Raw genomic sequence first — 25,890 nt, 5'->3', positions numbered from 1 at the left:
TGGCACGCATGGATCGACGCATGACCAGGGCGCAGCGCGAGTGGCGGCCGGGCATGCCGAAGAAGCGCCGGTCCACGAAGATCATGTTCGCCTCGACCGTCCTCCTGCTCGAGGCGTTCGTGGTGTTCTTCGCAACGCTCGCGGTCTTCGGGCTGCGCCGCGACGAGCTCTCGCCCGCACTCATCCTGACCTCGGGGCTGATCCTCAGCGTCGTGCTGGTCCTCACCTGTGCGGTGCTGACGAGACCGTGGGGGATCGCGCTGGGCTGGATCCTGCAGCTCGTGATCATCGCCGGCGGGTTCCTCGAGCCGACCATGTTCGTCGTCGGGATCGCGTTCGCGCTGACCTGGCTCTACGGCCTCCGCCAGGGCAGGCGCGTGGACCGGGAGAACGTGGAGCGGGACCGCCTGCAGGCGGAGTGGGAGAAGGCGAACCCCGAGTAGCGGCGCCTTTAGTAGAGTCGGACCTGATACCAGTTCACCGCGCCGTCCGGAACGGCGCCCATCCCAGGAGTACATCATGAGCGTCGAGCGCACCCTTGTCCTCGTCAAGCCCGACGGCGTGTCCCGCGGCCTGACCGGCACCATCCTGTCCCGCATCGAGGCGAAGGGCTACACCATCGCCGACCTGAAGCAGGTCCACGCCAGCCGTGAGCTGCTCGAGGAGCACTACGCGGAGCACGTCGGCAAGCCGTTCTTCGAGCCGCTCGTCGAGTTCATGCTGAGCGGACCGATCGTCGCGGCCATCTTCGAGGGCCAGCGCGTCGTCGAGGGATTCCGCTCGCTCGCCGGTGCCACCGAGCCGACGACGGCGGCGCCCGGTACCATCCGCGGGGATCTCGGCCGTGATTGGGGCGTCAAGGTCCAGCAGAACCTCGTGCACGGATCCGACTCGGTGGAATCGGCCGAGCGCGAGATCGGTATCTGGTTCGCCGGATAGCGCCGGCGGACGATCGGTTGCCCCGGGTCGTGTGCCCGGGGCAACCGTCTTGGTAGGTTAGGACAATGATGACCTACCGCAGACTGGGTTCCTCCGGACTCAGCGTTTCCACCGTCGGCCTCGGCTGCAACAACCTGGGCCGGGCCGGCACCACTTCCGAGTCCCAGGAGGGGACCGACGCCGTCGTGCACGCGGCGATCGACGCCGGCATCACGCTCTTCGACGTCGCCGACATGTACGGCAGGGCTCCCGGGGTCAGCGAGGTGCAGCTCGGGAAGGCGCTCGGCAGCAGGCGCGACGACGTCGTCCTCGCCACCAAGTTCGGCCTCGACATGGGCGGGGTGAACGGTCCGGACTGGGGCGCCCGGGGCTCCCGGCGCTATATCGTCCGGGCGGCCGAGGCGTCGTTGCGGCGGCTCGGGACCGACTGGATCGACCTGTACCAGTACCACGCCCCGGATGCCCTCACGCCCGTCGAGGAGACCCTCGCGGCCCTCGACGACCTCGTGACCAGCGGGAAGGTGCGCTACCTCGGACACTCCAATCTCGCAGGCTGGCAGATCGCGGAGGCCGAATTCACCGCACGCGGCAGCGGGTACACGCCGTTCATCTCGGCGCAGAACCCGTACAGCCTCCTGGACCGCCGCCTGGAACGAGAGGTCGTGCCGGCCGCGGAGGCCTACGGTCTCGGCGTCCTCCCGTACTTCCCGCTCGCCAACGGCCTGCTGACGGGCAAGTACCGTCGCAACGAGGTGCCGGCCGGCAGCAGGCTCACGCACTCGCGCAAGAACCTGCTGGAGACCGCGGACTGGGACCAGCTCGAGGCCTTCTCCGCGTTCGCGGCGGCGCGGGAGCTCACCGAGGTGCAGGTGGCGTTCTCCTGGCTGGCGGCCCAGCCGTCGGTCGGGTCCGTGATCGCCGGCGCCACGTCGCCCGAGCAGGTGCGTCAGAATGCGGCAGCCGTCGCGTGGACGCCGTCGGACGACGATCTCGCGGAACTGGACCGGATCTTCCCCCGCCCCGCCGCCTGACACCGAAGCAGAGAGCCCCGTCCGGGGCGATGATGTGCCACGAACAGCGCTTCCCGGGTCGAGGCGCTGCTCGTCCCGGGTGAGGGGTGGCACTGCCGGGCAGTGCCGTTTCCTCCAGGCCCGGGACGATGGATGCCGTGCCCCGGACCGTGATGCGCCGATCCGCCATCACGACCACGTCGTCCCCTCGCACGACGACGGCGCCACCAGCCTGTCCGACGGCGCCGGACCCTACGAGGCGTGCGACCACACCAAGGGCCTCGACGGCGGGAAGGCCACGGGCAGGGTCCATTCCGCCGGCAACCGCGACACAGGTGCACCCTGCGGTGAGGAGACCCGGAGGCAGCGGAAGGGCCCCGACCGGCTGGTCGGGGCCCTTCCGTCGCTGCGCCGGGTGCTGCCTCAGGCCTGGTGGAACGTCCGACCGAGAACACGCTCGGACGCCCCGACCCGGTCCAGGTACGGGGTGATCCCGCCGAGATGCATCGGCCAGCCCGCGCCCATGATCATGCAGAGGTCGATGTCCTCCGGAGCGGCGACGACGCCCTCGTCGAGCATGCGCCCGATCTCGTCCGCGAGGGCGTCCTGCGTGCGGTGCAGGACCTCCTCGGCGGTCGACGGTGCACTTCCGCGCTCCATCAGCGCCAGGGTCTGCGCGGGGACGGTCTCGGTGCCGTCCTCCTGCTTCTCCCATAGTCCCTTCACGCCGGCGCCGATCAGCTTCTGCTGGTTCGCGGAGACGTGGAAGCGGTCGCCGAAGGCCACGTGTAGGGACTCCTGCACGTGCTGGCCGACGGGCAAGCCGACCAGGGCGAGGAGCCTGAACGGCGTCATGGGCAGTCCGAGAGGCCGCAGTGCGTTGTCGGCGGTCTCCGCATCGGTGCCTTCATCGAAGACGGCCGTGATCTCGCCGAACATGCGGCCGAGGATGCGGTTGACCACGAAGGCGGGGGCGTCCTGCACCAGGACGGCGTTCTTCTTCAGGCCCTTCGCGAGGACGAAGGCCGTGGCGAGCACGGTGTCGTCCGTCCTGGGTGCACGGACCACCTCGAGCAGGGGCATGGCGGCCACGGGATTGAAGAAGTGGAAGCCCACCACGCGCTCCGGGTGCACGAGGTCCGCGGCCATCTCCGCCACGGACAGCGAGGACGTGTTGGTCGCCAGGATGCACTCGGCGGAGACCACGGCCTCCACCTCGGCGAAGACCTGCTTCTTGACCGACAGCTCCTCGAACACGGCCTCGATCACGAAGTCCGCGTCGGCGAACACGTCCTTAGAGACCGAGCCGGTGACGAGCGCCCTCGTCCGGTTCGCCGCGTCCTGCGACAGGCGCTTCCTGTCGAGCATCCTGTCGATCTCGGCGTGCACGTAGCCCACGCCCTTGTCCACGCGCGCCTGGTCGATGTCCGTGAGGACCACGGGGACCTTGAGCTGCCGGGCGAAGAGGAGGGCGAGCTGGCTCGCCATGAGCCCGGCGCCCACGACGCCGACCTTCGTCACCGGGCGGGCCAGCTTCCGGTCGGGAGCCCCTGCGGGACGCTTGCCGCGCTTCTGCACGAGGTCGAGGAAGGCGTAGACCGTGGCGTGGAATGCGGGGGTCTGCATGAGCTCGGCCAGCGCCGTGCACTCGGCCGCCGCCGATTCCTTCTGCGACAGGGTCAGCCCGGCCTCGAGCAGGTCCAGGACCCGGGCGGGCGCCGGTGCGGCGTTGCTCGTCTTCGCCTCGACGAACGCCCGGCCGGCGGCGACAGCCCCGGCCCAGGCGTCGTCGTCGGACCGGGCGAGCTCGGCACGCCGCTGCCCGACGGCGTCGCCCTCGCCGCCCGTGAGCACGCGGGCGGCCCAGAGCAGGGACTGCTCGATGAAGTCCGCGGGCTCGAAGAGGGCGTCGGCGATGCCCAGGCCGTAGGCGGCCGTCCCGTCGAGGCTGCGGTTGTTGCTGAGCGGGTTCTCGATCATCACCTTGACGGCGTTCGCGGGCCCGATGAGGCGCGGCAGGCGGTACACGCCGCCCCAGCCCGGGACGAGTCCGATGAATGCCTCGGGCAGGCCGATGCCGCTGGCGCCGGAGGACACCGTGCGGTAGTTCGCGGCGAGGGCGATCTCGAGCCCGCCGCCGAGCGCGACGCCGTTGATGAAGGCGAAGCTCGGCACGCCGAGGTCGGCGAGGAGGTCGTACGCCTCGTGGCCGAGCTCGGCCATGAGCCGGCCGAGGTGTTCGGACCTCACGCTCTTGACGGTGCTGAGGTCGGCACCCGCCACGAGGAAGTAGGGCTTGCCGGTCAGGGCGACGGCGGAGATCTCACCGCGCGCGGCACGCTCCTTCAGTCCCTCGAGCGTGCGGCCGAACTCGATGAGCGTCCTCGGGCCGAGCGTCGTCGGCTTCGTGTGGTCGAGGTCGTTGTCGAGCGTGATGAGCGCCAGGACGCCCGCGCCGTCAGGGAGCGGGATGTCCTGGACGTAGGAGTGCGTGACGATCTCGGGGGGAACCAGGGCGGCCAGTTCGTCGTAGCGTTCGAAGCTCATGCTGCATCCTGTCCGTAGTGCTCGTGGTGGGGGTTCTCCCAGATGACGGTGGCACCCATGCCGAGGCCGATGCACATGGTGGTCATGCCGTAGCGCACCTCGGGGTCCTCCTCGAACTGGCGGGCGAGCTGGTTCATGAGACGCACGCCCGAGGACGCCAGGGGATGCCCGACGGCGATGGCGCCGCCGTAGCGGTTCACGCGCGGGTCCTCGTCGTCGATCCCGAAGTGGTCGAGGAAGCTCAGCACCTGGACGGCGAAGGCCTCGTTGATCTCGAAGAGCCCGATGTCGCCGATCTCCAGGCCGGCCTGGCGCAGGGCCTTCTCGGTGGCCGGGACCGGGCCGATGCCCATGACCTCGGGCTCGACGCCGGCGAAGGCGTAGGCGACCAGGCGCATGCGGACGGGCAGGCCCAGCTCCTCGGCGGCGTCGGCCGAGGCCAGCAGGGCAGCGGTGGCGCCGTCGTTCAGCCCGGCGGCGTTGCCGGCGGTGACGCGGCCGTGGGCGCGGAACGGGGTGCGCAGGCTCGCGAGGTCCTCCACGGTGGTGCCGGGGCGAGGGGGTTCGTCGACGGTGTTGAGCGTCCAGCCGGAGCCTGCCTTCCGGCCGGCGACGGGTACGAGGTCCGGCTGGATGCTGCCGGCCTCGTAGGCCGCCGCGAGCTTCTGCTGGCTGCGGACCGCGTACGTGTCCGCCCGCTCCTTGGTGATGGCCGGGAAGCGGTCGTGCAGGTTCTCCGCCGTGTTGCCCATGTTCAGGGCGGCGGGGTCCACGATCCGCTCCGACTGGAAGCGAGGGTTCGGGTCCGCGCCGGCTCCCATGGGGTGGTTGCCCATGTGCTCCACGCCGCCGGCGATGACGACGTCGTACGCGCCGAAGGCGATGCCCGACGCCGTGGTGGTCACGGCGGTCATCGCGCCGGCGCACATGCGGTCGATCGCGAAGCCGGGGACGGTCCGGGGTAGTCCCGCGAGGAGGGCTGCGGTGCGGCCGATGGTCAGGCCCTGGTCGCCGGTCTGCGTGGTGGCGGCGATCGCGACGTCGTCCACCCGCTCGGGCGGCAGCGACGGATTCCGGCGGAGCAGGTCGCGGATGCATTTCACGACGAGGTCGTCGGCGCGCATGCCCGCGTAGATGCCCTTGTCACCCGCCTTGCCGAAGGGGGTCCGCACTCCGTCGACGAAGACGACGTCGCGGACGGCACGCGCTGCACGTGACGTCCTGCCTGTGGACGGGGTCCCGGTTTGTAGGCTCACCTGTTGCTCCTCTTCGAGTTGTTGATCCGCGCCTATGTTACTGGCCGGTAACATAGCGTGCAAGCGGCTCGCCGGGTCCCTCCGGGTCAGTCGTCGGACGGCTCCTGGCCCGGCTGGCGGCCCTTCGCGGGAAGGGGGTCCGGGTCGAGGAAGGCCACGGTGATGATCGCGGCGACCTGCTCGACCTGCCAGGGGCGCGCGCCGAGCTCCGCCAGTGCTGCGGAGACCGACTCGAGCGAGAGCTCCGTCGGGGGACGCCACGCGATACGGCGCAGGTAGTCAGGGGTAAGCAGGTTCTCGACGGGCATGCCGAGCTTCTCCGCGTGCTTGGCCACCCGCGGCCGTGCGGTCTGCAGGCGTGCGGCCGCCTCGGGGTCCTTCTCCGCCCAGACCCGCGGCGGCGGCGGGGCGTTCGTGGAGACGTGGAGGGGCGGGAGTTCCGTCAGCTTCCGTGCCTCGCTGATGCACTTCAGCCAGCGTGGCGCTTCCTTCTGGGCCGCCCGGCCGTGGAAGCCCTTCGTGGCCAGCAACTGGGGGACGGTGGAGGGCATGGCCTTCGCCGCTGCCACGATCGCCGAGTCGGGGATGAGGCGGCCCGGTGCGACGTCGCGACGCTGAGCGAGATCCTCGCGTTCGAGCCACATCTGCCGGACGGCGGCGAGCTGCCGCCGGTCGCGCAGCTGGTGCAGCCCGGAGGTGCGGCGCCACGGGTCGACGCGCGGCTCCGCCGGGGGAGTGCTCCGGATGTGCTCGAACTCCTCCTCGGCGATGGCGAGCTTCCCGTCCTGCTGCAGCAGTCCGGCCAGCTTCTCCCGCAGCTCCGGCAGGACCTCGACGTCGAGTGCCGCGTAGCGGAGCCACGGCTCCGGCAGCGGGCGCTTCGACCAGTCCGCGGCGGAGTGCTCCTTCGCGAGGCTGAACCCGAGCTGCGATTCGATGACGGCGGCGAGACCGACCCGGGGGAGGCCCGCGAGGCGCGCGGCGAGCTCGGTGTCGAAGAGCCGGTCCGGCCACATGCCGAGCTCGGACAGGCAGGGCAGGTCCTGGCTCGCGGCATGCAGGATCCATTCGACGCCGTCGAGGGCGTCGTCGATGATCCGGAGGTCGTCGAACGGCTCGGGATCGATCAGCCAGGTGCCGGCGCCCTCGCGACGGATCTGCACGAGGAACGCGCGCTGTCCGTAGCGGAACCCCGAGGCCCGCTCGGCGTCCACGCCCGCAGGCCCCGTTCCCGCGGCGAGTGCCGCGGCGGCCCGCTCGAGGCCGCTCTGGGTGTCGATGACGAGGGGGACGCCGTCGCGCGGCTCGGTCAGGAGGGGTAGTTCCTGGGGTCCGGGATCGACGGCGGGGTCGGGCGCTTCGGTGCTGTCCATCTGTTCGGACGTAGAGGAGGTCATGATGATTTCAGTCTATCCCCGCGGGTAGCCCCGCCCCGAAGCGGAGGAACCCGTCGTCGTTGATGGTTCTCGGCCCGCCGACGGGTCCTGGCGGAACACGCCGACTGCAGCGACCGCCCGGGATACGCGGGGACGACGGGAACCAGGATGTGCTCGCGAATCTGCTCAGGACCTGCGGTGGGGCAGGTGGGCGACGCCCGCAGGCAGGGGTGGCAGGCCGGCGAACGTGCACACCATCTCGGACCAGGCCTCGAGGTGGCGGCGGACGTCGGAGGTCTCGGGTGTCCACGAGGCCCGGAGTTCGATGTCGATGGTGTCGGGCCGGTCCTCGAGGGTCCCGTAGCTCTCGGAGAGGATCCTCGTGGCGGTGCCCCCCGTGCTGTGGTGCCGTGCGCCGTGCGTCTCGAGGGCCTCCACGAGCCAGGTCCACGCGACGGACCCGAGCAGGGCGTCGTTGCCCATGTCGGCCTCGAGCTGCGCGCGGATGTAGGTGACGACGCGGAACCGGCCGTTCCAGACCTCGGAGCCTTCGGGGTCGTAGAGGAGGATGAAGCGGCCCGTGGCGAGTTCCTCCGGCTCGGGCGACGCGAGCAGGCCGCGCGCGGGCCCGTGCACCGGCAGCGACGTGGCCTCGAAGACCTCCGCGCCGAGGGCCACCGCGAACGGGGCGAGCCGCGAGGGCGCCGGGACCTCCTCGAGCCGGATCTCGCTGCGGCGGACGGCCGTCCGGAGGCCGGCCAGGGCGTCGAGGAACTCGGCAGGAAGTTGCGACACGCCTCCGATAGCACTCACCCCCGCAGGCTATGCCCTGCGGGGGTGCGCTCCACGGCGACGCGCCGGTGTCCGGTACCGATCGGACACCCCCGGTGGGGTGCCTCCGGGGGTGTCCGGACAGCGAGGATCAGGCGGATACTTCCCGGCGGATCGCGTCGAGGAACGCGTCGACGTCCTCTTCCGTGGTGTCGAACGAGCACATCCACCGGACCTCTCCGGTCGCCTGGTCCCAGTCGTAGAACCGGAAGCTCTCGCGCACGCGGTCCGCCGCCCCCGGGGGGAGGATGGCGAAGACGGCGTTGGCGGTGGTCTCCTGCGTGAGCGTCACACCCTGGATACCGCGCGCTCCCTCCGTGAGGCGTGCGGCCATGGCATTGGCGTGCGACGCCGAGCGGAGCCAGAGGTCGCCCTCGAGCAGCGCGATGAGCTGCGCCGAGACGAAGCGCATCTTGGACGCGAGCTGCATGTTCATCTTCCGCAGGTAGTCCAGGCCTGTGGATGCCTCCTGGTCCAGCACGACGATGCACTCGCCGAACATGAGGCCGTTTTTGGTGCCGCCGAAGGACAGGATGTCCACCCCGGCATCCCGTGTGAAGGCACGCAGCGGCTGGCCCAGGGCGGCCGCCGCGTTCGCGAGGCGCGCACCGTCCATGTGGACGCGCATGCCGCGCGCGTGGCAGTGGTCGGCGATCGCCCTGATCTCCGCCACGGAGTACAGCGTGCCGAGCTCGGTGGTCTGGGTGATCGAGACGGCCAGCGGCTGCGCCCGGTGCTGGTCGCCCCAGCCCCACGCCTCCCGGTCGATGAGCTCGGGGGTCAGCTTGCCGTCGGGTGTGGGGACGGACAGGAGCTTGATGCCGCCGACACGCTCGGGCGCGGCGTTCTCGTCCACGTTGATGTGCGCCGTCTGGGGGCAGATCACCGCTCCCCAGCGCGGCAGGATGGACTGCAGCGAGAGCACGTTGGCGCCCGTGCCGTTGAACACCGGGTAGATCGAGATGCCCTCGCCGAAGTGGTGCTCCATGACCTCCTGCAGCCGGGCGGTGTACTGGTCCTCGCCGTAGGCCACCTGGTGCCCCTCGTTGGCGGCCGCCAGGGCCGCGAGGACCTCGGGGTGCACACCCGAGTAGTTGTCGGACGCGAAGCTGCGCGAGGTGCGGTCGTGCAGGGGCGCGGGAACGGTGGCTGGGATCATCGTGTCGGTCACCGTCCCATTATCCCCGAGCGGGGCTCATGCCCGGACGGCGTCGATACGGGCACCGTTGACCTCGCCGGCCGGCGCGCCGGGCAGGGAGGCGAGGATGCGGGCGAGGTCGTCGACGTGCGTGAAGCCCGGGAACGACCGCTCGGGTTGCTGCTGCCGCATCGCGTCGTCCACGAGGGCCTTGACGACGACCGCCGTCGCGGCAGCCTCGGAGCCGTCCTTCGCGAAGCCCTGCGCGACGGCCTGCAGCCAGGCGTCGACCGACGCCTTCACCGCGGCGTAGGAGGCGTTCGCCGCGGTCGGTGCCGCCACCGCTGTCGCGGTCACGGCCGCGAGCCGCCCGGCGCCGTCGGCCAGCTGGTCGTAGAACGCCCGGCTGGTGTTGAACAGCGTGAGGAACACCGACCGGTGCAGCACGTCGTAGTCGGCCGTGGTCTGGGTGGTGATGCCCCGGCCACCCCGCCAGCCCCCCACGAGGTGGAACAGCGCGTCGGCGCCGCCGTGGTCGGCGAGCACGCGGTCGGCGAGGCCGCCCACGGCGACCTCGTCCGTGAGGTCGCACTCCTGGCGGACGACGCCGTCGAGCCCGGTGAACGCCGCCGCGAGGCGTGCGGAGTCGGAGCCGACGGCGACCACGGTCAGGCCGTCCCCGATCAGGCGACGGGTGAGCGCGATGCCGGCCGCGCTCGTGGCGCCGGCGACGACGGCCGTGCGGCCCGGGGCGGGACTCACGCCGTGTGCGCGGTGATGCCCGCGGTCGACTCGATGACGGGCTTCATCTTGCGGTCCAGCGCCTCGAAGAACATCGAGAGCGGGAATTCGTCGTCGAGTACGGCGTCCGTGAGACCGCGCGGCGGCCCCATGAGGTCGAGGGCGTCCGGACCCTTGGCCCATACCGAGGCGGGGTGCGGGGTGACCGTCGCGGAGACCAGTTCGTAGGCTGCGAGCCAGTGCGCGGTCTTGGGCCGGTCGATGGACCGCCAGTACAGCTGCTCGATCTGCTCGCCGAGGGCGACGACGACGTCGGCCACCTCGTCCCAGTCGATGGTCAGCTTCGTGTCGGTCCAGTGCAGCACGCGGTGCTGGTGCATCCACGCGAAGAGCAACTGGCCGCCGAGGCCGTCGTAGTTCCGCACGCGGCTGCCCGTGATGCTGAAGCGGAAGATGCGGTCGAAGATGACGGCGTACTGGACGAGCTTCGCGTGCCTGCGTGCCTCGGGGGACGCGTCGTCGTCGTGCTCGATCCGGACGGATTCGCGGAAGGCCGTGAGGTCGCAGCGCAGCTCCTCGAGCGAGTACAGGAAGAACGGCATGCGCTGCTTGATCATGAACGGATCGAAGGGCAGGTCGCCGCGCATGTGGGTGCGGTCGTGGATGAGGTCCCACATCACGAACGTCTCCTCGGTGAGCTCCTGGTCCTCGAGGAGCTCCAGCGCGTCGTCGGGCAGGTCGAGGCGCGTGATGTCCGCGGCGGCGCGGACGACGCGGCGGAACCGTGCCGCCTCGCGGTCGGCGAAGATGGCACCCCAGGTGAAGGTCGGCGTGGAGCTGACGGCGACCGTCTCGGGGAAGAGGACGGCCGAATTGGTGTTGTACCCGTCGGTGAAGTCGAGGAACCGGATGGGCACGAACAGGGCATTGGAGTAGTCGCCGGCCTCGAGCTCGGCGATGAACTCGGGCCAGAGGACCTCGATGAGCACGGCCTCGACGAGGCGGCTGGTACTGCCGTTCTGCGTGTACATCGGGAAGACGACGAGGTGCTGGAGGCCGTCGGTCCGGTCGAGCTGGGGCTGGAACGCCAGGAGGGGCTCGAGGAAGTCGGGGACGGCGAAGCCGCTCGAGCGCCACGCCTCGAAGGCCGTGACCGTGCGGCCCAGGTACTCGGCGTCGTGCGGGAACAGCGGAGCGAGCTCCTGCACGGCGGCGGTGATGGCGTCCGTGGCGGCGGCGGCCTCGGCGTGGTGCTCGGGGTCGGGGACGGAGCCGTCCTTGACCTGCAGGAGGCGCAGCTGGTGCGCTGCGGCCTTCAGGGCGTGCCATGCCGCATGCTCCTGCGGCTCGTTGTCGACGGGGGCGAGCGGGGTGACGGTCATGGCTCCTGCTTCCTGTAGGGGACGGATCGCTGTCGTGCCGTGACAGTAGCAAGGCAACCAGCGATACTTACACTTTACCGACGGTCAGTTAAGGAATGCTAATGCTCGCTTCCCGTCCCGGCGGGGCGAGGATCAGCCAGAACTCACCTCGCCCATGGGAAAGGCCAGTCCGAGGACTGGCCTTTCCCATGCCGTTCCGTACTGCTCCGCGGGGCGCTACTCCCCGGCGGGCACCAGCTTCATCGAGACGGAGTTGATGCAGAAGCGCTGGTCGGTGGGCGTGTCGAAACCCTCACCCTTGAACAGGTGTCCCAGGTGCGAATCGCAGCGGGCGCAGCGTACCTCGATGCGTTCCATGCCGAGCGACCTGTCGTGCAGGTAGCGGACCTTGTCCTCGGCGAGCGGCGCCCAGAAGGAGGGCCACCCGCAGTGGGAGTCGAACTTCTCGTTGCTCGTGAAGAGGTCGGCGCCGCAGGCTCGGCACGCATAGGTGCCGGCGGTCTTCGCGTCGTAGTACTCCCCGGTGTACGGGCGCTCGGTGCCGGCCTTCCGCAGCACCTGGAACTCCTGCGGTGTCAGTTCCTGCCGCCACTCGTCGTCGGTCTTCCGGATCTCGGGGCGGTAGGCGTCATGTTCGGTAGTCATAGTGCGTGCAACGCCTAGGAGTCGCCAATAAATCCCGAGCCCGAGTACAGGTGCAGCACGGCGATCCCGAGCTTGTCCTGCGCTTGATTGGCCCAGTCACGGTGGAAGGTGTCCGCCACCGCGTGGGGGCGGGTGATGACCACGGCCTGCCCGGCGCCGGTGTCGGCAGCCTCGTGCACGAGGGCGTCCACGGGGTTTCCCGTCGTCGTCCGGCCGCGCGCCGTGAACCCCTCGTGCGCGAGCAGTCGCAGCGATTCCTCGAGCGCGGAGCGGGCCGCGGCCTCGTCGTGCTGGCGGTCGTCCGCGGAGAACGAGCGGAAGGCCTCGCCCACCTCGAGCAGGCTCAGGTGCCGGAAGAACTCGCCGAGGACGGACTCGTTGCGGTCCTCGGGGATGAGCACGACGACGTCCGCGGGCTCGTCCCCCTGCAGGGACCGCAGATTGGAGAGATCGGGCAGGGTCAGGGCTTCCTCGGTCAGCACGAGGATCGTTTCCGTCATGGCGTCACTGTACTGCGGGAGCCCGGCCGCGGGCCGCGAGCACCGGCGCGAATCGATTCCGCTTGGCGGGTCGGGGTGCAAGCAGGGTAGAAATGGAGCTATGGCAACTGGAACGTCGACGCCCGCGGTGCAGCGGGCCCCTGCGCCCTGGCTCAAGTGGACGGCGCTGGGCGTGGGGGCGGGGGCGGCCCTCGCCTCCTCTGCGGCCGGCGCGGTCTCCGGACTCGCGGTGTACTTCGCGCGGCAGATCGTGACGCCCGCGCGCGGCCGCGAGGAGAACCTGGACATCCTCGCCGTCGTGGGCCCTGCGGGGAACCAGACGGTGATCCTTCCCGCGAACGACGACACGACCGTCGAGGGAACCTACAGCCTCCACTTCGACCGCGGCGAAGGCCATGCCCGGCTCGGGGCGATCCGCTCCTACGTGCCCCGCGAGGGGACGGTGGAGCGTGAGGTGGAGAGGGTGTACTCCGGCGACCTCGCGTCCGCGACCCGGGGCTGGTGGGGCGGCGCCACCTACCCGTCGCCGTCGGCCCTGGGGTTCGCCGACGAGGAGGTCCTCATCCCCGTCGAGGGGGGGTCGGCGCCGGCATGGCTCGTCCGCGCCGAGGCGCCGGCCCGGACATGGGCCATCATGGTGCACGGCCGCGGTGCCTCGCGCAACGAGGCGCTGCGCGCCCTCCCGCCGGCGCGGAGGCTCGGTCTGACGAGCCTCGTCCTGTCGTACCGGAACGACGGCGAGGCCCCCTCGGCACCGGACGGCCGATACGGCCTCGGGATGACCGAGTGGCACGACGTCGATGCGGCCATCGACTACGCCGTCGCCCACGGCGCCCGGGACGTCGTGCTGTTCGGCTGGTCGATGGGCGGTGCCATCGCGCTGCGGACGGCGGATCTCTCACGGCATCGCAGCCGGATCACGGCCCTCGTGCTCGACGGGCCCGTCATCAACTGGATCGAGGTGCTCGCGCACCACGCGGAACTGAACCGTATCCCCGCCCCCGTCGGGCGGCTGGGTCAATACCTGCTCGCGAGCCAGCGTGCCCGGCGGATCACAGGGCTGGCCGCGCCGCTGGACCTCAAGAGCATGGACTGGATCGCCCGCGCCGAGCAGCTGACCCTGCCGACCCTCGTCCTGCACAGCGAGGACGACGAGTTCGTGCCGATCGGCCCCTCTGCCGAGCTCGCCGCCAAGAATCCGGCGTTCGTGACGCTGGAGCGGTTCCACCGCGCCCGCCATACGAAGGAATGGAACGTCGACCCGCAGCGGTGGGAGTCCGTCGTCGAACGCTGGCTCGACGGTCTCCTGTTCGGACGAACGCTCCCCGGCGGGAAGGTGCCCGACGCCGGGACGCCCGACGCTACTGCGCGTCCCTGATCTGTGCTTCCCTGATCTTGCGCTTGATGCGGCCGAGCATCGCCGTCATGCCGCGCATGCGCAGGGGCGTGATCGCCCGGGTCAGACCGAGGCGGTCCGGCACGTCGTCCGGCACCGCGAGGACCTCCGCGGCGGGCAGGCCGTCGAGGCCCTCGAGGAGCACCCCCGCGAACCCGCGGGTCGTCGGAGCCTCGGGCGGTGCGGAGAAGAAGAGATGCACGGGCCTCTCGGGCGCGGCGCCGATCTCCATGGTGAGGAACAGCGGGCTCTGGCACTCGACGACCTGCTCCAGCAGTTCGGGATGCTCGCCGTAGCGCTCCGGCAGGGGCGGGAGTTCGCGGGAGAAGTCGAGGAGGAGCTGCAGCCGGTCCGGCTCGGTCAGGTCCTGGAAGTCCTCGATGATCTCGGCGAGCTTCGCGGGAACGGCCCCCGTGGTCATCGGGCGGCCTGTGCCATGGGTGCCGCTTGGGCGGGCGCCTCGCCGGGCTCCGTGCCCCGGACGATCGGGACGCGCACGGCGTTGCCCCACTCCGTCCAGGAGCCGTCGTAGTTCCGGACCTTCTCGAAGCCCAGCAGGTGCGTGAGGACGAACCAGGTGTGGCTGGACCGCTCGCCGATCCGGCAGTACGCGACGACGTCGTCGCCGTCCTGCAGGCCCGCTTCGCCCCGGTAGATGGCATCCAGCTCGGCACGCGTGCGGAACGTGCCGTCCTCCGCGGCGGCCCGGGCCCAGGGGACCGAACGGGCGGTGGGGATGTGGCCTCCGCGCAGGGCCCCCTCCTCCGGGTAGGCGGGCATCGTGGTGCGGGCCCCCGTGTACTCGTCGCCCGACCGGACGTCGATGAGGGGTTCGCCCAGGTGTCCGAGGACGTCGGCGAGGAAGGCGCGCACCGGAGCGTCGTCCCGGGCGACGACGGGATAGTCGGCGGCCGCGACGTCGGGCTTGTCCGTGGTGATGTCCCGGCCCTCGGCGACCCACTTGTCGCGGCCGCCGTCGAGCAGGCGGACGTCCTCGTGGCCGAACAGGGTGAACACCCAGAGAGCGTAGGCGGCCCACCAGTTGCTCTTGTCCCCGTAGATCACCACGGTCGAGTCGCGCGAGATGCCCTTGGCGGCCATCAGGCGGGCGAAGCCCTCGCCGTCGATGTAGTCCCGGGTCACCTCGTCGTTCAGCTCCGTGTGCCAGTCGATCTTGACGGCACCGGGCACGTGGCCGGTCTCGTAGAGCAGCACGTCCTCGTCGGACTCGACGACCACGAGACCCTCGGACCCGAGCTTGTCGGCAAGCCACGCGGTGGAGACGAGCCGCTCGGGGTGGGCGTACTCGGCGAACTTGTCGTGTGGATCTGCAGTCAGGGTCATTGCGGCCTCTCGAATGGCTGTGGGCACACGCGGCGTGCTCCTTCAGTGTCTTTCCACCTAGCCTAACCACGCGGGAGGGCGATTGCTTCCGGCGGATCGGGCAGCCGGGGCGGCCCGGCACGACCCGCCGCGGGGCTCCGGTCAACCCCCGGGCCGTGCGTGTTCCGGCACGGGCACGCGCGGGCGCTTGCCGTAGTCTTGCCTAGCGGGACGGCGGCATGCAGGGCCGTTCCCGCCAGCCCTCGCCGGAAAGAGAAAGCGGTCCAGATCCGTGCCAGTCATCGAACACCTGACAGAGCGTTCCCCGAAGGTCTCCGTGGATGAGTTGCTGGACGGGTTCTATCCCTCGCCCCGCTTCGGCGAGGTGTCCTTCGACACCTACCGCCCCGACCCGCAGCAGCCCTCGCAGTCGGCCGCCGTCACCAGGCTCCGCGAGTTCGCCGTCGCCGTCAACGAGCCCGAGCCGTCGGGGCTCCGGAAGCTGTTCGGCGGGAAGAAGGCCCCGACGCGTGCCGGTATCTACCTCGACGGAGGGTTCGGCGTCGGCAAGACCCACCTCCTGGCCTCCCTGTGGCATGCGTCCTCGGGCAGGAAGGCGTTCGGCACGTTCGTCGAGTACACGAACCTCGTCGGAGCGCTGAGCTTCCGCAAGACCGTCGACGCGCTCAGCGGCTACAGCCTCGTCTGCATCGACGAGTTCGAGCTCGACGACCCGGGGGACACGGTCCTGATGTCCCGCCTCATGCGGGAACTCGCGGACGCCGGCGTGAAGCTCGCCGCGACGTCCAACACCCTCCCCGGCTCGCTCGGTGACGGCCGGTTCGCGGCCCAGGACTTCCAGCGGGAGATCCAGGTCCTCGCGGACCAGTTCGAGGTGGCCAGGATCGACGGCGAGGACTACCGGCACCGCGGTCTCCCGCAGGCTCCCGAGGCGATCGACGACGCCGCCCTGCAGGAGCGGATCGCCGCGTACTCGGCCGGGGTCCTCGCCGAGGACGACTTCTCGGCGCTCGTCCGGCACCTGGCCGACGTGCACCCGAGCCGCTACCGGCAACTCCTCGACGGCGTCGACGCGGTCGCCTGGCACGACGTGCAGACGATCACGGAGCAGTCCGTGGCCCTGCGGTTCGTGGTCCTCGCCGACCGTCTCTACGACAGGGACGTACCGATCATGGCGAGCGGGACCACCTTCGACAACCTCTTCACCGAGGAGATGATGGGCGGCGGCTACATGAAGAAGTACTACCGTGCCGTGTCCCGCCTGACCGCGCTCGCACGGCAGGGGAGCGACGTCGCGAGCTAGCGGCTCCGGACGGGCGCCACGTGCCGGTCGGGCGGCCGGCTGACGCCGCGTGACGGCCGGTCCTCGCCTTCCCTCGGATCATGCAAGAAGCGCCGGTGCCGCCTCTCGGCGGGACCGGCGCTCCTTATTGCCAGGCTGGGATCACACGGCCGGCGGAGGGGTAGGGCCGACGTCGCCCTTGCCGTCCTTCTTGTCGATCGAGTCGACCATCTTGGATGCTTTCGTCTGCACTCCGTCGATGTGGCGGGAGTACTTGCCATGGGTCCTGCCGTCGACGAAATCGCCGGCCTTCCCGATGCCGTTCTTCACCTTGTCGGAATTATCGCCAATGAGTTCGGTCGCCTTACCCGCGAGGGTGCCGGCCTTGCCCTTGAGCCCGTCCAATAAACCCACGGACACCTCCTTTCGGTCGTGGAAACGCAGTACCGTTTCCGCTCCGTCGAGTATAGGCGAGGAAGATGGGTGTGTGCTGGGAGCGGGGCGCTCGGCCGGGTCGTCGACATCGGAGCACACAGAAAAGACCGGTCCTCGTCGGGACCGGTCTGCGAGCGGACGACGGGATTCGAACCCGCGACATCCACCTTGGCAAGGTGGTGCTCTAGCCAGCTGAGCTACGTCCGCAAAAAGGCGCCCCCGAGGGGGCGCCGTCGTGGGCGATACTGGGATCGAACCAGTGACCTCTTCCGTGTCAGGGAAGCGCGCTACCGCTGCGCCAATCGCCCATTTCCATGGTGCTCGTTCTGTACCGAGGTGGGGACGGGATTCGAACCCGCGTATACGGCTTTGCAGGCCGCTGCCTCGCCTCTCGGCCACCCCACCGTGATCGGATTGCTCCGGTCACCGGACTGATCCGGCCATACAGTGACTTGCGAGCGGACGACGGGATTCGAACCCGCGACATCCACCTTGGCAAGGTGGTGCTCTAGCCAGCTGAGCTACGTCCGCAGAAGAAAAACAGTACCGAGAACGCCGTTCCATGCAGTGCATTTCGCGGTGTTTCTTCGTTTTCCAACGAGAGAAAACTCTATAGGACGTTTGGAGGTTCGTCCAATCGGCTCGCTGCCGCCGTGGACCCGGGCGGACCCCGGCTGTCGGAGGTACCTGCGAGACTGGAACCATGACCGCCCCGCTCCTCGCACATGCCACACCCCACGGCAGGATGTACGCCCGATCTACCTCGGAGCAGCCCTCCGTCCCGTCGATCACCACCGTCATCTCGCAGCTCCCCACGTCGCTCGGCGGCTGGTTCGGCCATATGGCGGCCAGCGCGCTCTCGCGGGATCCACGGCTGCCCGGAGCCCTCGGCAACCCGGCCGAGCTGCGGTCCGCGGTCAAGGACGCCGCCTCCGCGGCCGAGCGGTACCGCGACGAGGCGGCCCTCCGCGGCACCCGTGTGCACCACTACTGCGAGCAGGTGGCGTTGCGGGCGCTCGGGCGCCCCGACGAGCTCGACGACGCCCGCCTCGCCCTGGAGCAGAACGGCGAGGCCGGCTTCGGTCAGCGGTTCGACGAGTGGTGGAGCCTCTACGACGTCCGGCCCGTGGAGCCCGAACTGACCGTATGGAACACCGCGCTCGGGTACGCGGGGACGCTCGACCTCGTCGCGACCATCGGCGGGCGCACCTGCCTCATCGACTACAAGACCAAGAACACCGACCGCGACGGCTTCGTCAAGGCCCTCGACGACAAGGTGGTCATGCAGCTCGTCGCGGGCATGAAGGCCGAGGAATGCCTGGTGGACCCGCAGAAGGGCGAGTGGCGTGCCTGGCCGCACGGCGACCAGCCCCTGCTCCTCGGAGTGGCCGTCGGGCAGACCGAGGTGCGGGCCATGCGAGCCAACCCCGCAGTCCTGAGGAACCACTGGCTGCGGTTCTGCGCCCTGCGGCGCGCCTGGGAGGCCGGACTCGACGCCGAGGAGGCCGGCCGGGCGCTGCTGCCCCTCGGTCCGCCGCCCGCCGCCGCCCTACCGACCGAGCCTGCACTGCCGGCCTGAGGCTGCACTGCCGGCCTGAGGCTGCCGAGGCGCGGAGCAGGGAAGGGGTGCGGCCGTCGAGCCCCGACCTCCGCCGCGCATCCAGCAGCGTCCGGTGCCGCTGGCCCGGACGCGGCACTAGGATTGACGGGTACCTCGCGGCCCAGGGCCGCGGGCGATGCCCCTGTCCGTCCTGCGCGTGCCCGCGCAGTCCTTGACCGAAGCGAGGAACCGAGCACCGATGGCCGTCCTGAGTATCCGCATGATCGGCGATCCGATCCTTCGCACACCGGCCGCCGCGGTGACCGACTTCGGACCCGAACTCGCCCGGCTGGTCGAGGACATGACGGAGACCATGATCGACGTGGAGGGCGCCGGGCTCGCCGCGCCGCAGGTCGGCATCGGGCTCCAGGTCTTCACCTATCGCGTCGACGGCGTCGAAGGCCACGTGGTGAACCCCGTGCTCGAGACGGACGGCGCTTCCCAGGGCGAGTCCGACGTCGAGGGGTGCCTGTCCGTCCCCGGCCTCGGCAGCTATGTCGACCGGACCCGGTGGGCGCGCGTCACGGGCAAGGACGCCGCCGGCCAGGACGTCGTGGTCGAGGGCACCGGCATGCTGGCGCGTGCCCTGCAGCACGAGACGGACCACCTGCGCGGCACCCTCTACATCGACCGGCTCGCCGGTGAGGATCGCAAGAACGCCCTCCGGGCCATCCGGAGCGCCGACTACAACCGCGTCACCTCGCGGACCGCGGCGCAGCGGTCGCTGACCCTCGGGTCGAGCTTCACCCCCGGTGCGGCGACGGCACGGGGAGCCGGCCCGACCGGGGCGTTCGGCCGGGCCACCCGATGAGGATCCTCTTCGCGGGGACGCCCGAGGTCGCCGTCCCGTCGCTGAGGGCACTCGTGGATGCAGGCTTCGACGTCGCCGCCGTCCTCACCCGCGTCGACGCGCCCGTGGGACGCCGGAAGGTGCTGACGCCGAGCCCGGTCGCGACGGCCGCCGGTGAACTCGGGCTGCCGGTCCTCAAGGCCAACCGCTTCACGCCTGACCTGATCGACCACCTCGGCACCCTCGGGCTCGACGCGGCGGCCATCGTCGCCTACGGCGGCATCGTCCCGCCGGCCGGGCTGGCCGTCCCCGCGCACGGCTGGGTCAACCTCCACTTCTCGGTGCTCCCCGCCTGGCGCGGCGCCGCCCCCGTGCAGCACGCGGTACTCGCCGGCGACGACGTCACCGGCGCGACCACGTTCCTCCTCGAGGAGGGGCTCGACACCGGCCCCGTCTTCGGGGTCATGACCGAGACCCTCGAGCCGTCCGCGACGAGCGGCGAGGTCCTCGGACGCCTCTCGCACAGCGGCGCTGTCCTCCTCGTGCAGACGCTGTCGGGCATCCAGGCGGGCCGGATCACGGCCACGCCGCAGACCGGGGACCCGAGCTCCGCCCCGAAACTCACCATCGACGACGCCCGGATCGACTGGACGCAGCCCGCCGTCGCCGTGCGTCGCCGTGTCAACGCCGTGACCCCTGAACCCGGCGCCTGGACCACCCTCGACGGGCAGCGCGTGAAGCTCGGCCCTGTCACTCCCGCGCCCGTCCCTCCTGCGCCCGGCGCGGACGCGCAGGAGGCGGACGCGCCGGGCGGCCGATCCGCGCAGGCGCCGCCCGCGCCCGGGGTGGTGCGGGTGGCGGGCCGTCAGGTCGTCGTCGGGACGGGCACCGAGGCCGTGGTTCTCGGCGCCCTGCAGCCCGCAGGCAAGAAGATGATGAACGCCCTGGACTGGGCACGAGGCGCCGCAGCGCGCGGGGAGCTGGTGTTCGAGTGAGTGCTGACGGCGGATCGGACAGGTCGTCCAACAGGGGATCCGGGGGCGCCGGGAGCGGCCGGGGACCCGGCTCATCGCGCAGTACCGGCGGAACGGGCAAGAGCGGCGGCGGCGGAGGCAACCGCCGCCGCGACGACCAGGGCCGTGAGCGGAACCGCGGTGGGGAGCGCCAGTACTCACAGGCTGCGCCGGCCCAGCGCACGCGCCGCGCAGACCCCGCCCGCCTCGTGGCCTTCGAGGTCCTGCGTGCGGTGGCCGCCGAGGACGCGTACGCGAACCTGGTCCTGCCGGCCGCCATCCGCAGGCACCGGCTGGACCGGCGCGATGCCGGCTTCGCCACCGAACTGACCTACGGTGCGCTGCGCGGCCAGGGGACCTACGACGCCGTCCTCGCCCGATGCGTCGACCGGCCCCTGGACCAGCTGGATCCGGCGGTGCTGGACGCGCTGCGGATCGGCGTCCACCAGCTACTCGCCATGCGCGTCCCTGCCCACGCGGCCCTCGACCAGACGGTGGGGCTCGTGCGTGCGGTGATCGGCGCCGGCCCGTCGTCGCTCGTGAACGCCGTGCTCCGCAAGGTGACGGCGCACGACCTCGACGGCTGGGTCGCCGGACTCGTCGACGGCATGACGGACGCGACCGCGATCGCGGCCCTGACCCACAGTCACCCGGAGTGGATCGTGCGCGCCCTGCGGCAGGCCCTCGTGGCGCACGGCCGCGACGCCGCCGAGATCGGCGCGCTGCTCGCCGCGGACAACGCCGCGCCCGTGGTGCACCTCGTGGCCCTGCCGGGACTCGCCACGCTCGACGACGCCCTCCGCGAAGGAGCCGAACCGGGGCGCCTCGCCCCCGGCTCGGCCTACTACTCCGGCGGCGACGTCAGCCGCCTCCCCGGTATCTCGACCGGCACCATCCGCGTCCAGGACTCGGGCTCCCAGCTCGTGGCCCGCGCTCTCGCCGCCGTCCCGCTCGAGGACCGGCAGAGCGGCGGACCCGAGCAGTGGCTCGACCTGTGCGCCGGCCCCGGCGGCAAGACCGCCCTGCTGGCGGCACTCGGCCAGGACACCGGCGTCCACCTGACGGCCAACGAGCCGGTGCCGCACCGGGCCCAGCTGGTCCGGCAGGCGCTGCGCCCCCTGCCGGAGGAGTCCTGGACCGTGCGGGTCGGGGACGGCCGCGACCTCGGACGGGAACAGCCCGAGCACTACGACCGCGTGCTCGTCGACGCCCCCTGCACCGGACTCGGTGCGCTGCGTCGCCGGCCGGAATCCCGGTGGCGCCGCAAGCCCGCCGACCTGGTGAGCCTCGCCCCGCTCCAGCGGGAGCTCCTGGCCTCCGCCCTCGACACCGTCGCACCCGGTGGTGTGGTCGCGTACGTGACGTGCTCGCCGCACCACGCCGAGACCGAAGCCGTCGTCGAGGACTGCCTGCGGAAGCGCGCCGGGTTCGAGCGCCTCGACGCAGGCGCGGCACTCGACGCCGTGAGCATCGGCGGACCACTCGGCGCCGGGCACGGCCCGAGCGCGCAGCTGTGGCCGCACGTGCACGGCACGGACGCCATGTACCTCGCGCTCATCCGCAGGACGCCCGCGGCATGAGCGGGCGCCCGACGTCGACCCGAAGGCGCCGACCGTGCGCGCAACGAAAGGAACAGCCGTGACCCACCTCCACATCCACCCGAGCATCCTCTCGGCGGACTTCGTCAACCTGCAGTCGGAGCTGCAGCGGATCGGCTCCGCGGACGCGGTGCACGTGGACGTGATGGACAACCACTTCGTGCCGAACCTGACCCTCGGCCTGCCCGTGGTCCGGCGCATCCAGGAGGTCAGCCCGCTGCCGCTCGACGTGCACCTCATGATCGAGGACGCCGACCGCTGGGCACCGCAGTACGCCGAGGCGGGGGCGGCGTCCGTCACCTTCCATGCCGAAGCGGCGGCGGCGCCCGTCAAGCTGGCGCGCGAACTCCGGGATGCGGGAGCGAGGGCCGGCATGGCGCTCCGGCCGGCCACGCCGGTCGAGCCGTACCTCGACCTGCTCGGAGAGCTGGACATGCTGCTCGTCATGACCGTCGAGCCGGGCTTCGGCGGACAGTCCTTCCTGGACGTCACGCTGCCGAAGATCCGCCGCGCCGCTGAAGCCATCCGTGGGGCGGGTCTTCCGCTCGTGATCCAGGTGGACGGTGGGATCACCGAGGACACCATCCTCCGCGCCGCCGATGCGGGGGCGACGGTCTTCGTGGCGGGCTCCTCCGTCTACGGCGCCGACGACGCCGACGCGGCCATCTCGGCCCTGCGGGCCGCCGCGTCCAGGCCTGCCTGAGCCGGCCCTGCCCGGCCACGCGGCGGACGCCCGAGGGAGAGCCGCGCGGCCCCGACCTCGGAGGACTCGCCGGTTCAGGGGGCGTCGGGCGGATCGGTCACCGTGATCCGAAGGGAGAGCGCCGATCCGGCAGCCTCCTTCAGGACGGCGAACCGCGGATCCGGCACGGTCAGGAAGGGTACCTGCGGGAGTCGTGCGACGGCCGCGAGGACCGGTTCGCCCAGCGCAGCGGCCGCCAGGGTACTGTCGCCCCCGAGCTGCAGGCACGACGGACGGTGCTCGGAGAAGATCGCGGCGGCCCGTGCAGCCGTCTCCTCCACGAGGGCGTCCGCCTGGTTCGCGCGTCGGCGGGCGAAGCGTTGCTGGGACCAGCCACCGGCGGCGGTCCGGCCCTGGACGTAGCGTGTGCCGGTCTTCGAGGACAGGACCACGCCGTCACGCGCCACACCCACGGAATACCCACCCCGCCGGATGAGCAGCAGACCCACCGGAGCGGTCGGGTCGATCCCGGACAGCAGGGAGGCGACCGGGTCGCTGCCGTCGGCGGCCGAGGCGGGCCGAACCTGGGGGAGGGGTGGCGTCAGGACCGCCCGGCAGCCGTTCTCGGCGACGACCTCGAGGGAGCCGTCCGGGCGTCCCGCCGGCTGCACGGCATACCCGCCGTTGCGTTCGCCGAAGCGCCTCAGCCAGCCGTCGAGGCGGCGGGCCTCGACGAGCACGGACCTGGTCGTGGACACGGCGCTCCTTCGGTTCGGTCAAGGGTTCGGCCGCGGTTCGGTCGGGAGGCGGGTCGGGCCTCTCGCGGAGCTGCGGTGCCTCCGGGGACGGCGGGCCCGCGCTGCGCCTGCCGCGTCAGTGGCCCACAGTAACGTTGACGCTGTGAATGATCTATTCAGCGCGGCCGCGGACGACGACGAGGCGGACGCCTCCGCCGGCGGCACGCGTGCCGCAGGCGTCGGTCGGCCGCGCAGCCCCCTCGCGGTCCGCATGCGGCCGCGCTCCCTGGACGAGGTGGTCGGCCAGCAGCACCTGCTGGGCCGGGGGTCGCCGCTCCGGACCCTTGCGGGCGAGCACGACCCCGGGGCGCATGCCGCGCCGTCGTCGGTGATCCTGTGGGGCCCGCCGGGAACCGGCAAGACCACGCTCGCCCACGTCATCGCGCGGGGGCAGGGGCGGACGTTCGTCGAACTGTCCGCCATCACCGCGGGCGTCAAGGACGTGCGGCGCGTCATGGACGAGGCCCTCACCTCGCGCGACCTGTACCGGCAGACCACGGTGCTGTTCCTCGACGAGATCCACCGCTTCAACAAGGCCCAGCAGGACGCCCTGCTGCCGGGCGTGGAGAACGGGTGGGTCGTGCTGATCGCGGCCACCACCGAGAACCCGTCGTTCTCCGTGGTGTCACCGCTGCTGTCACGCTCCCTGCTGCAGACCCTCCGGCCGCTCGACGAGGCGGACATCCGGGGCCTGCTCGAGCGCGCCGTCGACGACGAGCGGGGCCTCGCCGGGACGGTGGAGATGTCGCCGGAGGCGCTCGAGCACCTCGTGCGGCTCGCCGCCGGGGACGCGCGGCGCGGCCTGACCGCGCTGGAGGCGGCCGCCGGCGTCGCCCGATCCGAGCGCGACACGCACGACGGGCACGCAGCCGGCCCGGGGCAGGACCGGGCGGGCGGGCAGGGCAGCGGCGCGGGACGTGACGGGGACGACGGCGGGGACGACGGGGACGACGGGGACCAGGAGGAGGACGGCGAGGCCCGGGAGGCGCTGCCCGTGCTGGTGACCCTCGACCACGCCGAGAAGGCGGTGGACGTCGCCGCGCTGCGCTACGACCGCGCGGGGGACCAGCACTACGACGTGGCGAGCGCGTTCATCAAGTCGCTGCGCGGATCGGACGTGGACGCGGCGCTGCACTACGTCGCCCGGATGCTCGAGGCGGGCGAGGATCCGCGGTTCATCGCACGGCGGCTGATGATCTCCGCCGCGGAGGACGTGGGCATGGCCGATCCGACGGCGCTGCAGACCGCCGTCGCGGCCGCCCAGGCGGTGCAGCTCGTCGGCATGCCGGAAGCGCGCATCATCCTCGCCGAGGCGGTGGTGCACATCGCCACCGCGCCGAAGTCCAACGCCGCCTACCTCGGCATCAACGCAGCCATCGCGGACGTGCGCGCCGGCCGCGGCCAGGGGATCCCCCCGCACCTGCGGGACGCTCACTATCCCGGCGCATCGCAGCTCGGCCACGGGAAGGGGTACGTCTACTCGCACGACGAACCGCACGGGATCGCCCTGCAGCAGTACGCCCCCGACGACCTCGTGGGGCGCGACTACTACCAGCCCTCGGACCGGGGCACGGAACGGGACATCTCGGCCCGCCTCGCGCGGCTGCGCAGGATCATCCGTGGGAAGTAGCGGACCCCTGCGAGGCGGGCCGCGGGCCGAGCGTCCCGGCCGATTCGGCCGCGCGGCCGGGCGACTGCTAATATTGGTCGCTGACTGGCAAGTCGTCGTGTACCAGCCGTCGTCCCGTGTTCCGCAGCAGGTCTCCTGCGGCGTCGCGCGGACCGATGGCCAGGGTCGCGGCGGACTGTAGTACCGGGACGCGGCCAATCCCGGCTCTCCGCAAGAGGAGGCCAGCGACACAAGGAAGTGCGGACGCCCCCGTGGCGCGAGTCCGCTTCTTCGCCGCAGAAAACATCGAAAGGTAAACGTGGCTAACAACACACGTGCCCGCCGGAAGGTCCGCATCTCGCGAGCCCTCGGCATCGCCCTGACCCCGAAGGCCGAGAAGTACCTCGAGCGTCGGCCGTACGCGCCGGGCCAGCACGGCCGTGCGCGTCGCAAGCAGGACAGCGACTACGCCGTACGCCTGCGCGAAAAGCAGCGTCTGCGCGCCCAGTACAACATCCGCGAGGCACAGATGGCCCGTGTCTTCGAGGAAGCCCGCCGCACCGCAGGCCTGACCGGTGAGAACCTCATCGAACTGCTCGAGATGCGCCTCGACGCCCTCGTGCTCCGTGCCGGTTTCGCCCGCACGAGCGCCCAGGCCCGCCAGCTCATCGTGCACCGTCACATCATGGTCGACGGCGCCCGCGTGGATCGTCCGTCGTTCCGGGTGGCCGAGGGCCAGCTCATCCACGTCCACAGCCGCAGCGAGACCATGGTCCCCCTGCAGGTTGCTGCCGCAGGTGCGCACCGCGACGTTCTCCCCGCCGTCCCCGGTTACCTGGACGTGCAGCTCGACAAGCTCCAGGCGCGCCTCGTGCGCCGCCCGAAGCGTTCCGAGGTCCCGGTGACCTGCGAAGAGCAGCTCGTCGTCGAGTACTACGCACGCTAGTCCCCCCGGCCGGCGGAGCAGTCCGCCGGCGCA

25 protein-coding genes, 4 tRNA genes and 1 pseudogene are annotated in these 25,890 nt (G+C 71.4%); 13 read left to right on the top strand and 17 right to left on the bottom strand.

The window, feature by feature from the left end:
- The first annotated feature begins 20 nt into the window (after nucleotides 1-20).
- The 4 genes and pseudogenes from CXQ97_RS15555 to CXQ97_RS20390 form a co-directional block, all read left to right on the top strand.
- Complete coding sequence (locus CXQ97_RS15555) at nucleotides 21-443, top strand: DUF4233 domain-containing protein (protein ID WP_104181783.1); 423 nt, start codon at nucleotides 21-23, stop codon at nucleotides 441-443.
- A 76-nt stretch (nucleotides 444-519) separates the two neighbouring features.
- Nucleotides 520-939 carry a nucleoside-diphosphate kinase gene (gene ndk, locus CXQ97_RS15550; RefSeq protein ID WP_104181782.1) on the top strand — a complete coding sequence of 140 codons (420 nt, stop codon included), beginning with the start codon at nucleotides 520-522 and terminating at the stop codon, nucleotides 937-939.
- Between the two features lie 65 nt (nucleotides 940-1,004).
- Complete coding sequence (locus CXQ97_RS15545; protein ID WP_104181781.1) at nucleotides 1,005-1,970, top strand: aldo/keto reductase; 966 nt, start codon at nucleotides 1,005-1,007, stop codon at nucleotides 1,968-1,970.
- A gap of 106 nt (nucleotides 1,971-2,076) precedes the next feature.
- Nucleotides 2,077-2,226 (top strand): annotated as a pseudogene (locus tag CXQ97_RS20390) (HNH endonuclease); the annotation flags it as partial.
- 146 nt (nucleotides 2,227-2,372) lie between these two features.
- Here the strand turns inward: CXQ97_RS20390 and CXQ97_RS15540 are convergent.
- The 9 genes from CXQ97_RS15540 to CXQ97_RS15500 form a co-directional block, all read right to left on the bottom strand.
- Entirely contained in the window at nucleotides 2,373-4,496 is a 2,124-nt protein-coding gene (locus CXQ97_RS15540; RefSeq protein ID WP_104181780.1) for a 3-hydroxyacyl-CoA dehydrogenase NAD-binding domain-containing protein, read from the bottom strand.
- Complete coding sequence (locus CXQ97_RS15535) at nucleotides 4,493-5,752, bottom strand: acetyl-CoA C-acyltransferase (protein ID WP_104181778.1); 1,260 nt, start codon at nucleotides 5,750-5,752, stop codon at nucleotides 4,493-4,495. The genes CXQ97_RS15540 and CXQ97_RS15535 overlap by 4 nt, the downstream gene beginning before the upstream one ends.
- An 86-nt stretch (nucleotides 5,753-5,838) precedes the next feature.
- Nucleotides 5,839-7,149 carry an HRDC domain-containing protein gene (locus tag CXQ97_RS15530; protein WP_104181777.1) on the bottom strand — a complete coding sequence of 437 codons (1,311 nt, stop codon included), beginning with the start codon at nucleotides 7,147-7,149 and terminating at the stop codon, nucleotides 5,839-5,841.
- A 165-nt stretch (nucleotides 7,150-7,314) separates the two neighbouring features.
- Nucleotides 7,315-7,932, bottom strand: a complete 618-nt coding sequence (locus tag CXQ97_RS15525; RefSeq protein WP_104181798.1) for a DUF3000 domain-containing protein — start codon at nucleotides 7,930-7,932, stop codon at nucleotides 7,315-7,317.
- 118 nt (nucleotides 7,933-8,050) lie between these two features.
- The gene (locus CXQ97_RS15520) at nucleotides 8,051-9,118 is read right to left on the bottom strand and encodes a low specificity L-threonine aldolase (RefSeq protein ID WP_104181797.1); all 1,068 of its coding nucleotides are present in this window, start codon (nucleotides 9,116-9,118) and stop codon (nucleotides 8,051-8,053) included.
- 36 nt (nucleotides 9,119-9,154) lie between these two features.
- Nucleotides 9,155-9,859 (bottom strand): SDR family NAD(P)-dependent oxidoreductase, encoded by a 705-nt coding sequence (locus tag CXQ97_RS15515; RefSeq protein WP_104181776.1) that lies wholly within the window; start codon nucleotides 9,857-9,859, stop codon nucleotides 9,155-9,157.
- Nucleotides 9,856-11,220: a DUF6421 family protein gene (locus CXQ97_RS15510; protein ID WP_104181774.1), complete on the bottom strand. Its 1,365-nt coding sequence runs from the start codon at nucleotides 11,218-11,220 to the stop codon at nucleotides 9,856-9,858. Before CXQ97_RS15510 ends, CXQ97_RS15515 begins: the two co-directional genes overlap by 4 nt.
- Before the next feature lie 216 nt (nucleotides 11,221-11,436).
- Nucleotides 11,437-11,865 carry a peptide-methionine (R)-S-oxide reductase MsrB gene (gene msrB / locus CXQ97_RS15505; protein WP_104181773.1) on the bottom strand — a complete coding sequence of 143 codons (429 nt, stop codon included), beginning with the start codon at nucleotides 11,863-11,865 and terminating at the stop codon, nucleotides 11,437-11,439.
- A 14-nt stretch (nucleotides 11,866-11,879) separates the two neighbouring features.
- Nucleotides 11,880-12,365 (bottom strand): universal stress protein, encoded by a 486-nt coding sequence (locus tag CXQ97_RS15500; RefSeq protein ID WP_104181771.1) that lies wholly within the window; start codon nucleotides 12,363-12,365, stop codon nucleotides 11,880-11,882.
- A 100-nt stretch (nucleotides 12,366-12,465) separates the two neighbouring features.
- Between CXQ97_RS15500 and CXQ97_RS15495 the strand changes: the two genes are divergently transcribed.
- On the top strand, nucleotides 12,466-13,743 hold the full coding sequence (locus CXQ97_RS15495) for a S9 family peptidase (RefSeq protein ID WP_104181770.1): 1,278 nt from the start codon (nucleotides 12,466-12,468) through the stop codon (nucleotides 13,741-13,743).
- Here CXQ97_RS15495 and CXQ97_RS15490 read toward each other — a convergent pair.
- Both CXQ97_RS15490 and CXQ97_RS15485 read right to left on the bottom strand, forming a co-directional pair.
- A complete protein-coding gene (locus CXQ97_RS15490; RefSeq protein WP_104181769.1) occupies nucleotides 13,727-14,182 on the bottom strand; it encodes a SufE family protein in 456 nt (151 codons plus the stop codon). The genes CXQ97_RS15495 and CXQ97_RS15490 overlap by 17 nt on opposite strands.
- On the bottom strand, nucleotides 14,179-15,105 hold the full coding sequence (locus CXQ97_RS15485; RefSeq protein WP_104181768.1) for a sulfurtransferase: 927 nt from the start codon (nucleotides 15,103-15,105) through the stop codon (nucleotides 14,179-14,181). Before CXQ97_RS15485 ends, CXQ97_RS15490 begins: the two co-directional genes overlap by 4 nt.
- A gap of 271 nt (nucleotides 15,106-15,376) precedes the next feature.
- Between CXQ97_RS15485 and zapE the strand changes: the two genes are divergently transcribed.
- Nucleotides 15,377-16,408, top strand: a complete 1,032-nt coding sequence (zapE, locus tag CXQ97_RS15480; protein WP_104181767.1) for a cell division protein ZapE — start codon at nucleotides 15,377-15,379, stop codon at nucleotides 16,406-16,408.
- Between the two features lie 141 nt (nucleotides 16,409-16,549).
- On the opposite strand, the gene CXQ97_RS15475 is transcribed toward zapE, so the two are convergent.
- From CXQ97_RS15475 to CXQ97_RS15455, 5 genes are all read right to left on the bottom strand, one after another.
- Nucleotides 16,550-16,801, bottom strand: coding sequence for an antitoxin (locus tag CXQ97_RS15475; protein ID WP_181035103.1), 252 nt, complete (start codon nucleotides 16,799-16,801; stop codon nucleotides 16,550-16,552).
- A 154-nt stretch (nucleotides 16,802-16,955) separates the two neighbouring features.
- Nucleotides 16,956-17,029, bottom strand: a tRNA-Gly gene (locus tag CXQ97_RS15470).
- 29 nt (nucleotides 17,030-17,058) lie between these two features.
- Nucleotides 17,059-17,130, bottom strand: a tRNA-Val gene (locus tag CXQ97_RS15465).
- Between the two features lie 26 nt (nucleotides 17,131-17,156).
- A tRNA-Cys gene (locus CXQ97_RS15460) sits at nucleotides 17,157-17,227 on the bottom strand.
- 52 nt (nucleotides 17,228-17,279) lie between these two features.
- A tRNA-Gly gene (locus tag CXQ97_RS15455) sits at nucleotides 17,280-17,353 on the bottom strand.
- Nucleotides 17,354-17,525: 172 nt separating this feature from the next.
- On the opposite strand from CXQ97_RS15455, the gene CXQ97_RS15450 reads away from it, so the two are divergent.
- From CXQ97_RS15450 to rpe, 5 genes are all read left to right on the top strand, one after another.
- Nucleotides 17,526-18,401, top strand: coding sequence for a cytochrome (locus CXQ97_RS15450; RefSeq protein WP_104181765.1), 876 nt, complete (start codon nucleotides 17,526-17,528; stop codon nucleotides 18,399-18,401).
- A 220-nt stretch (nucleotides 18,402-18,621) separates the two neighbouring features.
- Nucleotides 18,622-19,233, top strand: coding sequence for a peptide deformylase (gene def / locus CXQ97_RS15445; protein WP_219815440.1), 612 nt, complete (start codon nucleotides 18,622-18,624; stop codon nucleotides 19,231-19,233).
- A complete protein-coding gene (locus CXQ97_RS15440) occupies nucleotides 19,230-20,207 on the top strand; it encodes a methionyl-tRNA formyltransferase (RefSeq protein WP_104181763.1) in 978 nt (325 codons plus the stop codon). The genes def and CXQ97_RS15440 overlap by 4 nt, the downstream gene beginning before the upstream one ends.
- Entirely contained in the window at nucleotides 20,204-21,805 is a 1,602-nt protein-coding gene (locus tag CXQ97_RS15435; protein WP_104181762.1) for an RsmB/NOP family class I SAM-dependent RNA methyltransferase, read from the top strand. The genes CXQ97_RS15440 and CXQ97_RS15435 overlap by 4 nt, the downstream gene beginning before the upstream one ends.
- A 58-nt stretch (nucleotides 21,806-21,863) precedes the next feature.
- The gene (gene rpe, locus CXQ97_RS15430) at nucleotides 21,864-22,526 is read left to right on the top strand and encodes a ribulose-phosphate 3-epimerase (RefSeq protein WP_104181761.1); all 663 of its coding nucleotides are present in this window, start codon (nucleotides 21,864-21,866) and stop codon (nucleotides 22,524-22,526) included.
- Nucleotides 22,527-22,600: 74 nt separating this feature from the next.
- Here rpe and CXQ97_RS15425 read toward each other — a convergent pair whose 3' ends face one another.
- The gene (locus CXQ97_RS15425; RefSeq protein WP_104181760.1) at nucleotides 22,601-23,263 is read right to left on the bottom strand and encodes an acVLRF1 family peptidyl-tRNA hydrolase; all 663 of its coding nucleotides are present in this window, start codon (nucleotides 23,261-23,263) and stop codon (nucleotides 22,601-22,603) included.
- A 142-nt stretch (nucleotides 23,264-23,405) separates the two neighbouring features.
- Between CXQ97_RS15425 and CXQ97_RS15420 the strand changes: the two genes are divergently transcribed.
- Both CXQ97_RS15420 and rpsD read left to right on the top strand, forming a co-directional pair.
- Nucleotides 23,406-24,932: a replication-associated recombination protein A gene (locus tag CXQ97_RS15420; RefSeq protein ID WP_104181759.1), complete on the top strand. Its 1,527-nt coding sequence runs from the start codon at nucleotides 23,406-23,408 to the stop codon at nucleotides 24,930-24,932.
- Nucleotides 24,933-25,230: 298 nt separating this feature from the next.
- On the top strand, nucleotides 25,231-25,857 hold the full coding sequence (rpsD, locus tag CXQ97_RS15415) for a 30S ribosomal protein S4 (RefSeq protein ID WP_104181758.1): 627 nt from the start codon (nucleotides 25,231-25,233) through the stop codon (nucleotides 25,855-25,857).
- Nucleotides 25,858-25,890: the final 33 nt, after the last annotated feature.

It is taken from the genome of Arthrobacter sp. B0490, assembly GCF_002929355.1.
Lineage (GTDB): Bacteria > Actinomycetota > Actinomycetes > Actinomycetales > Micrococcaceae > Arthrobacter_D.
This window is presented reverse-complemented; position numbering and strand designations above follow the sequence as displayed.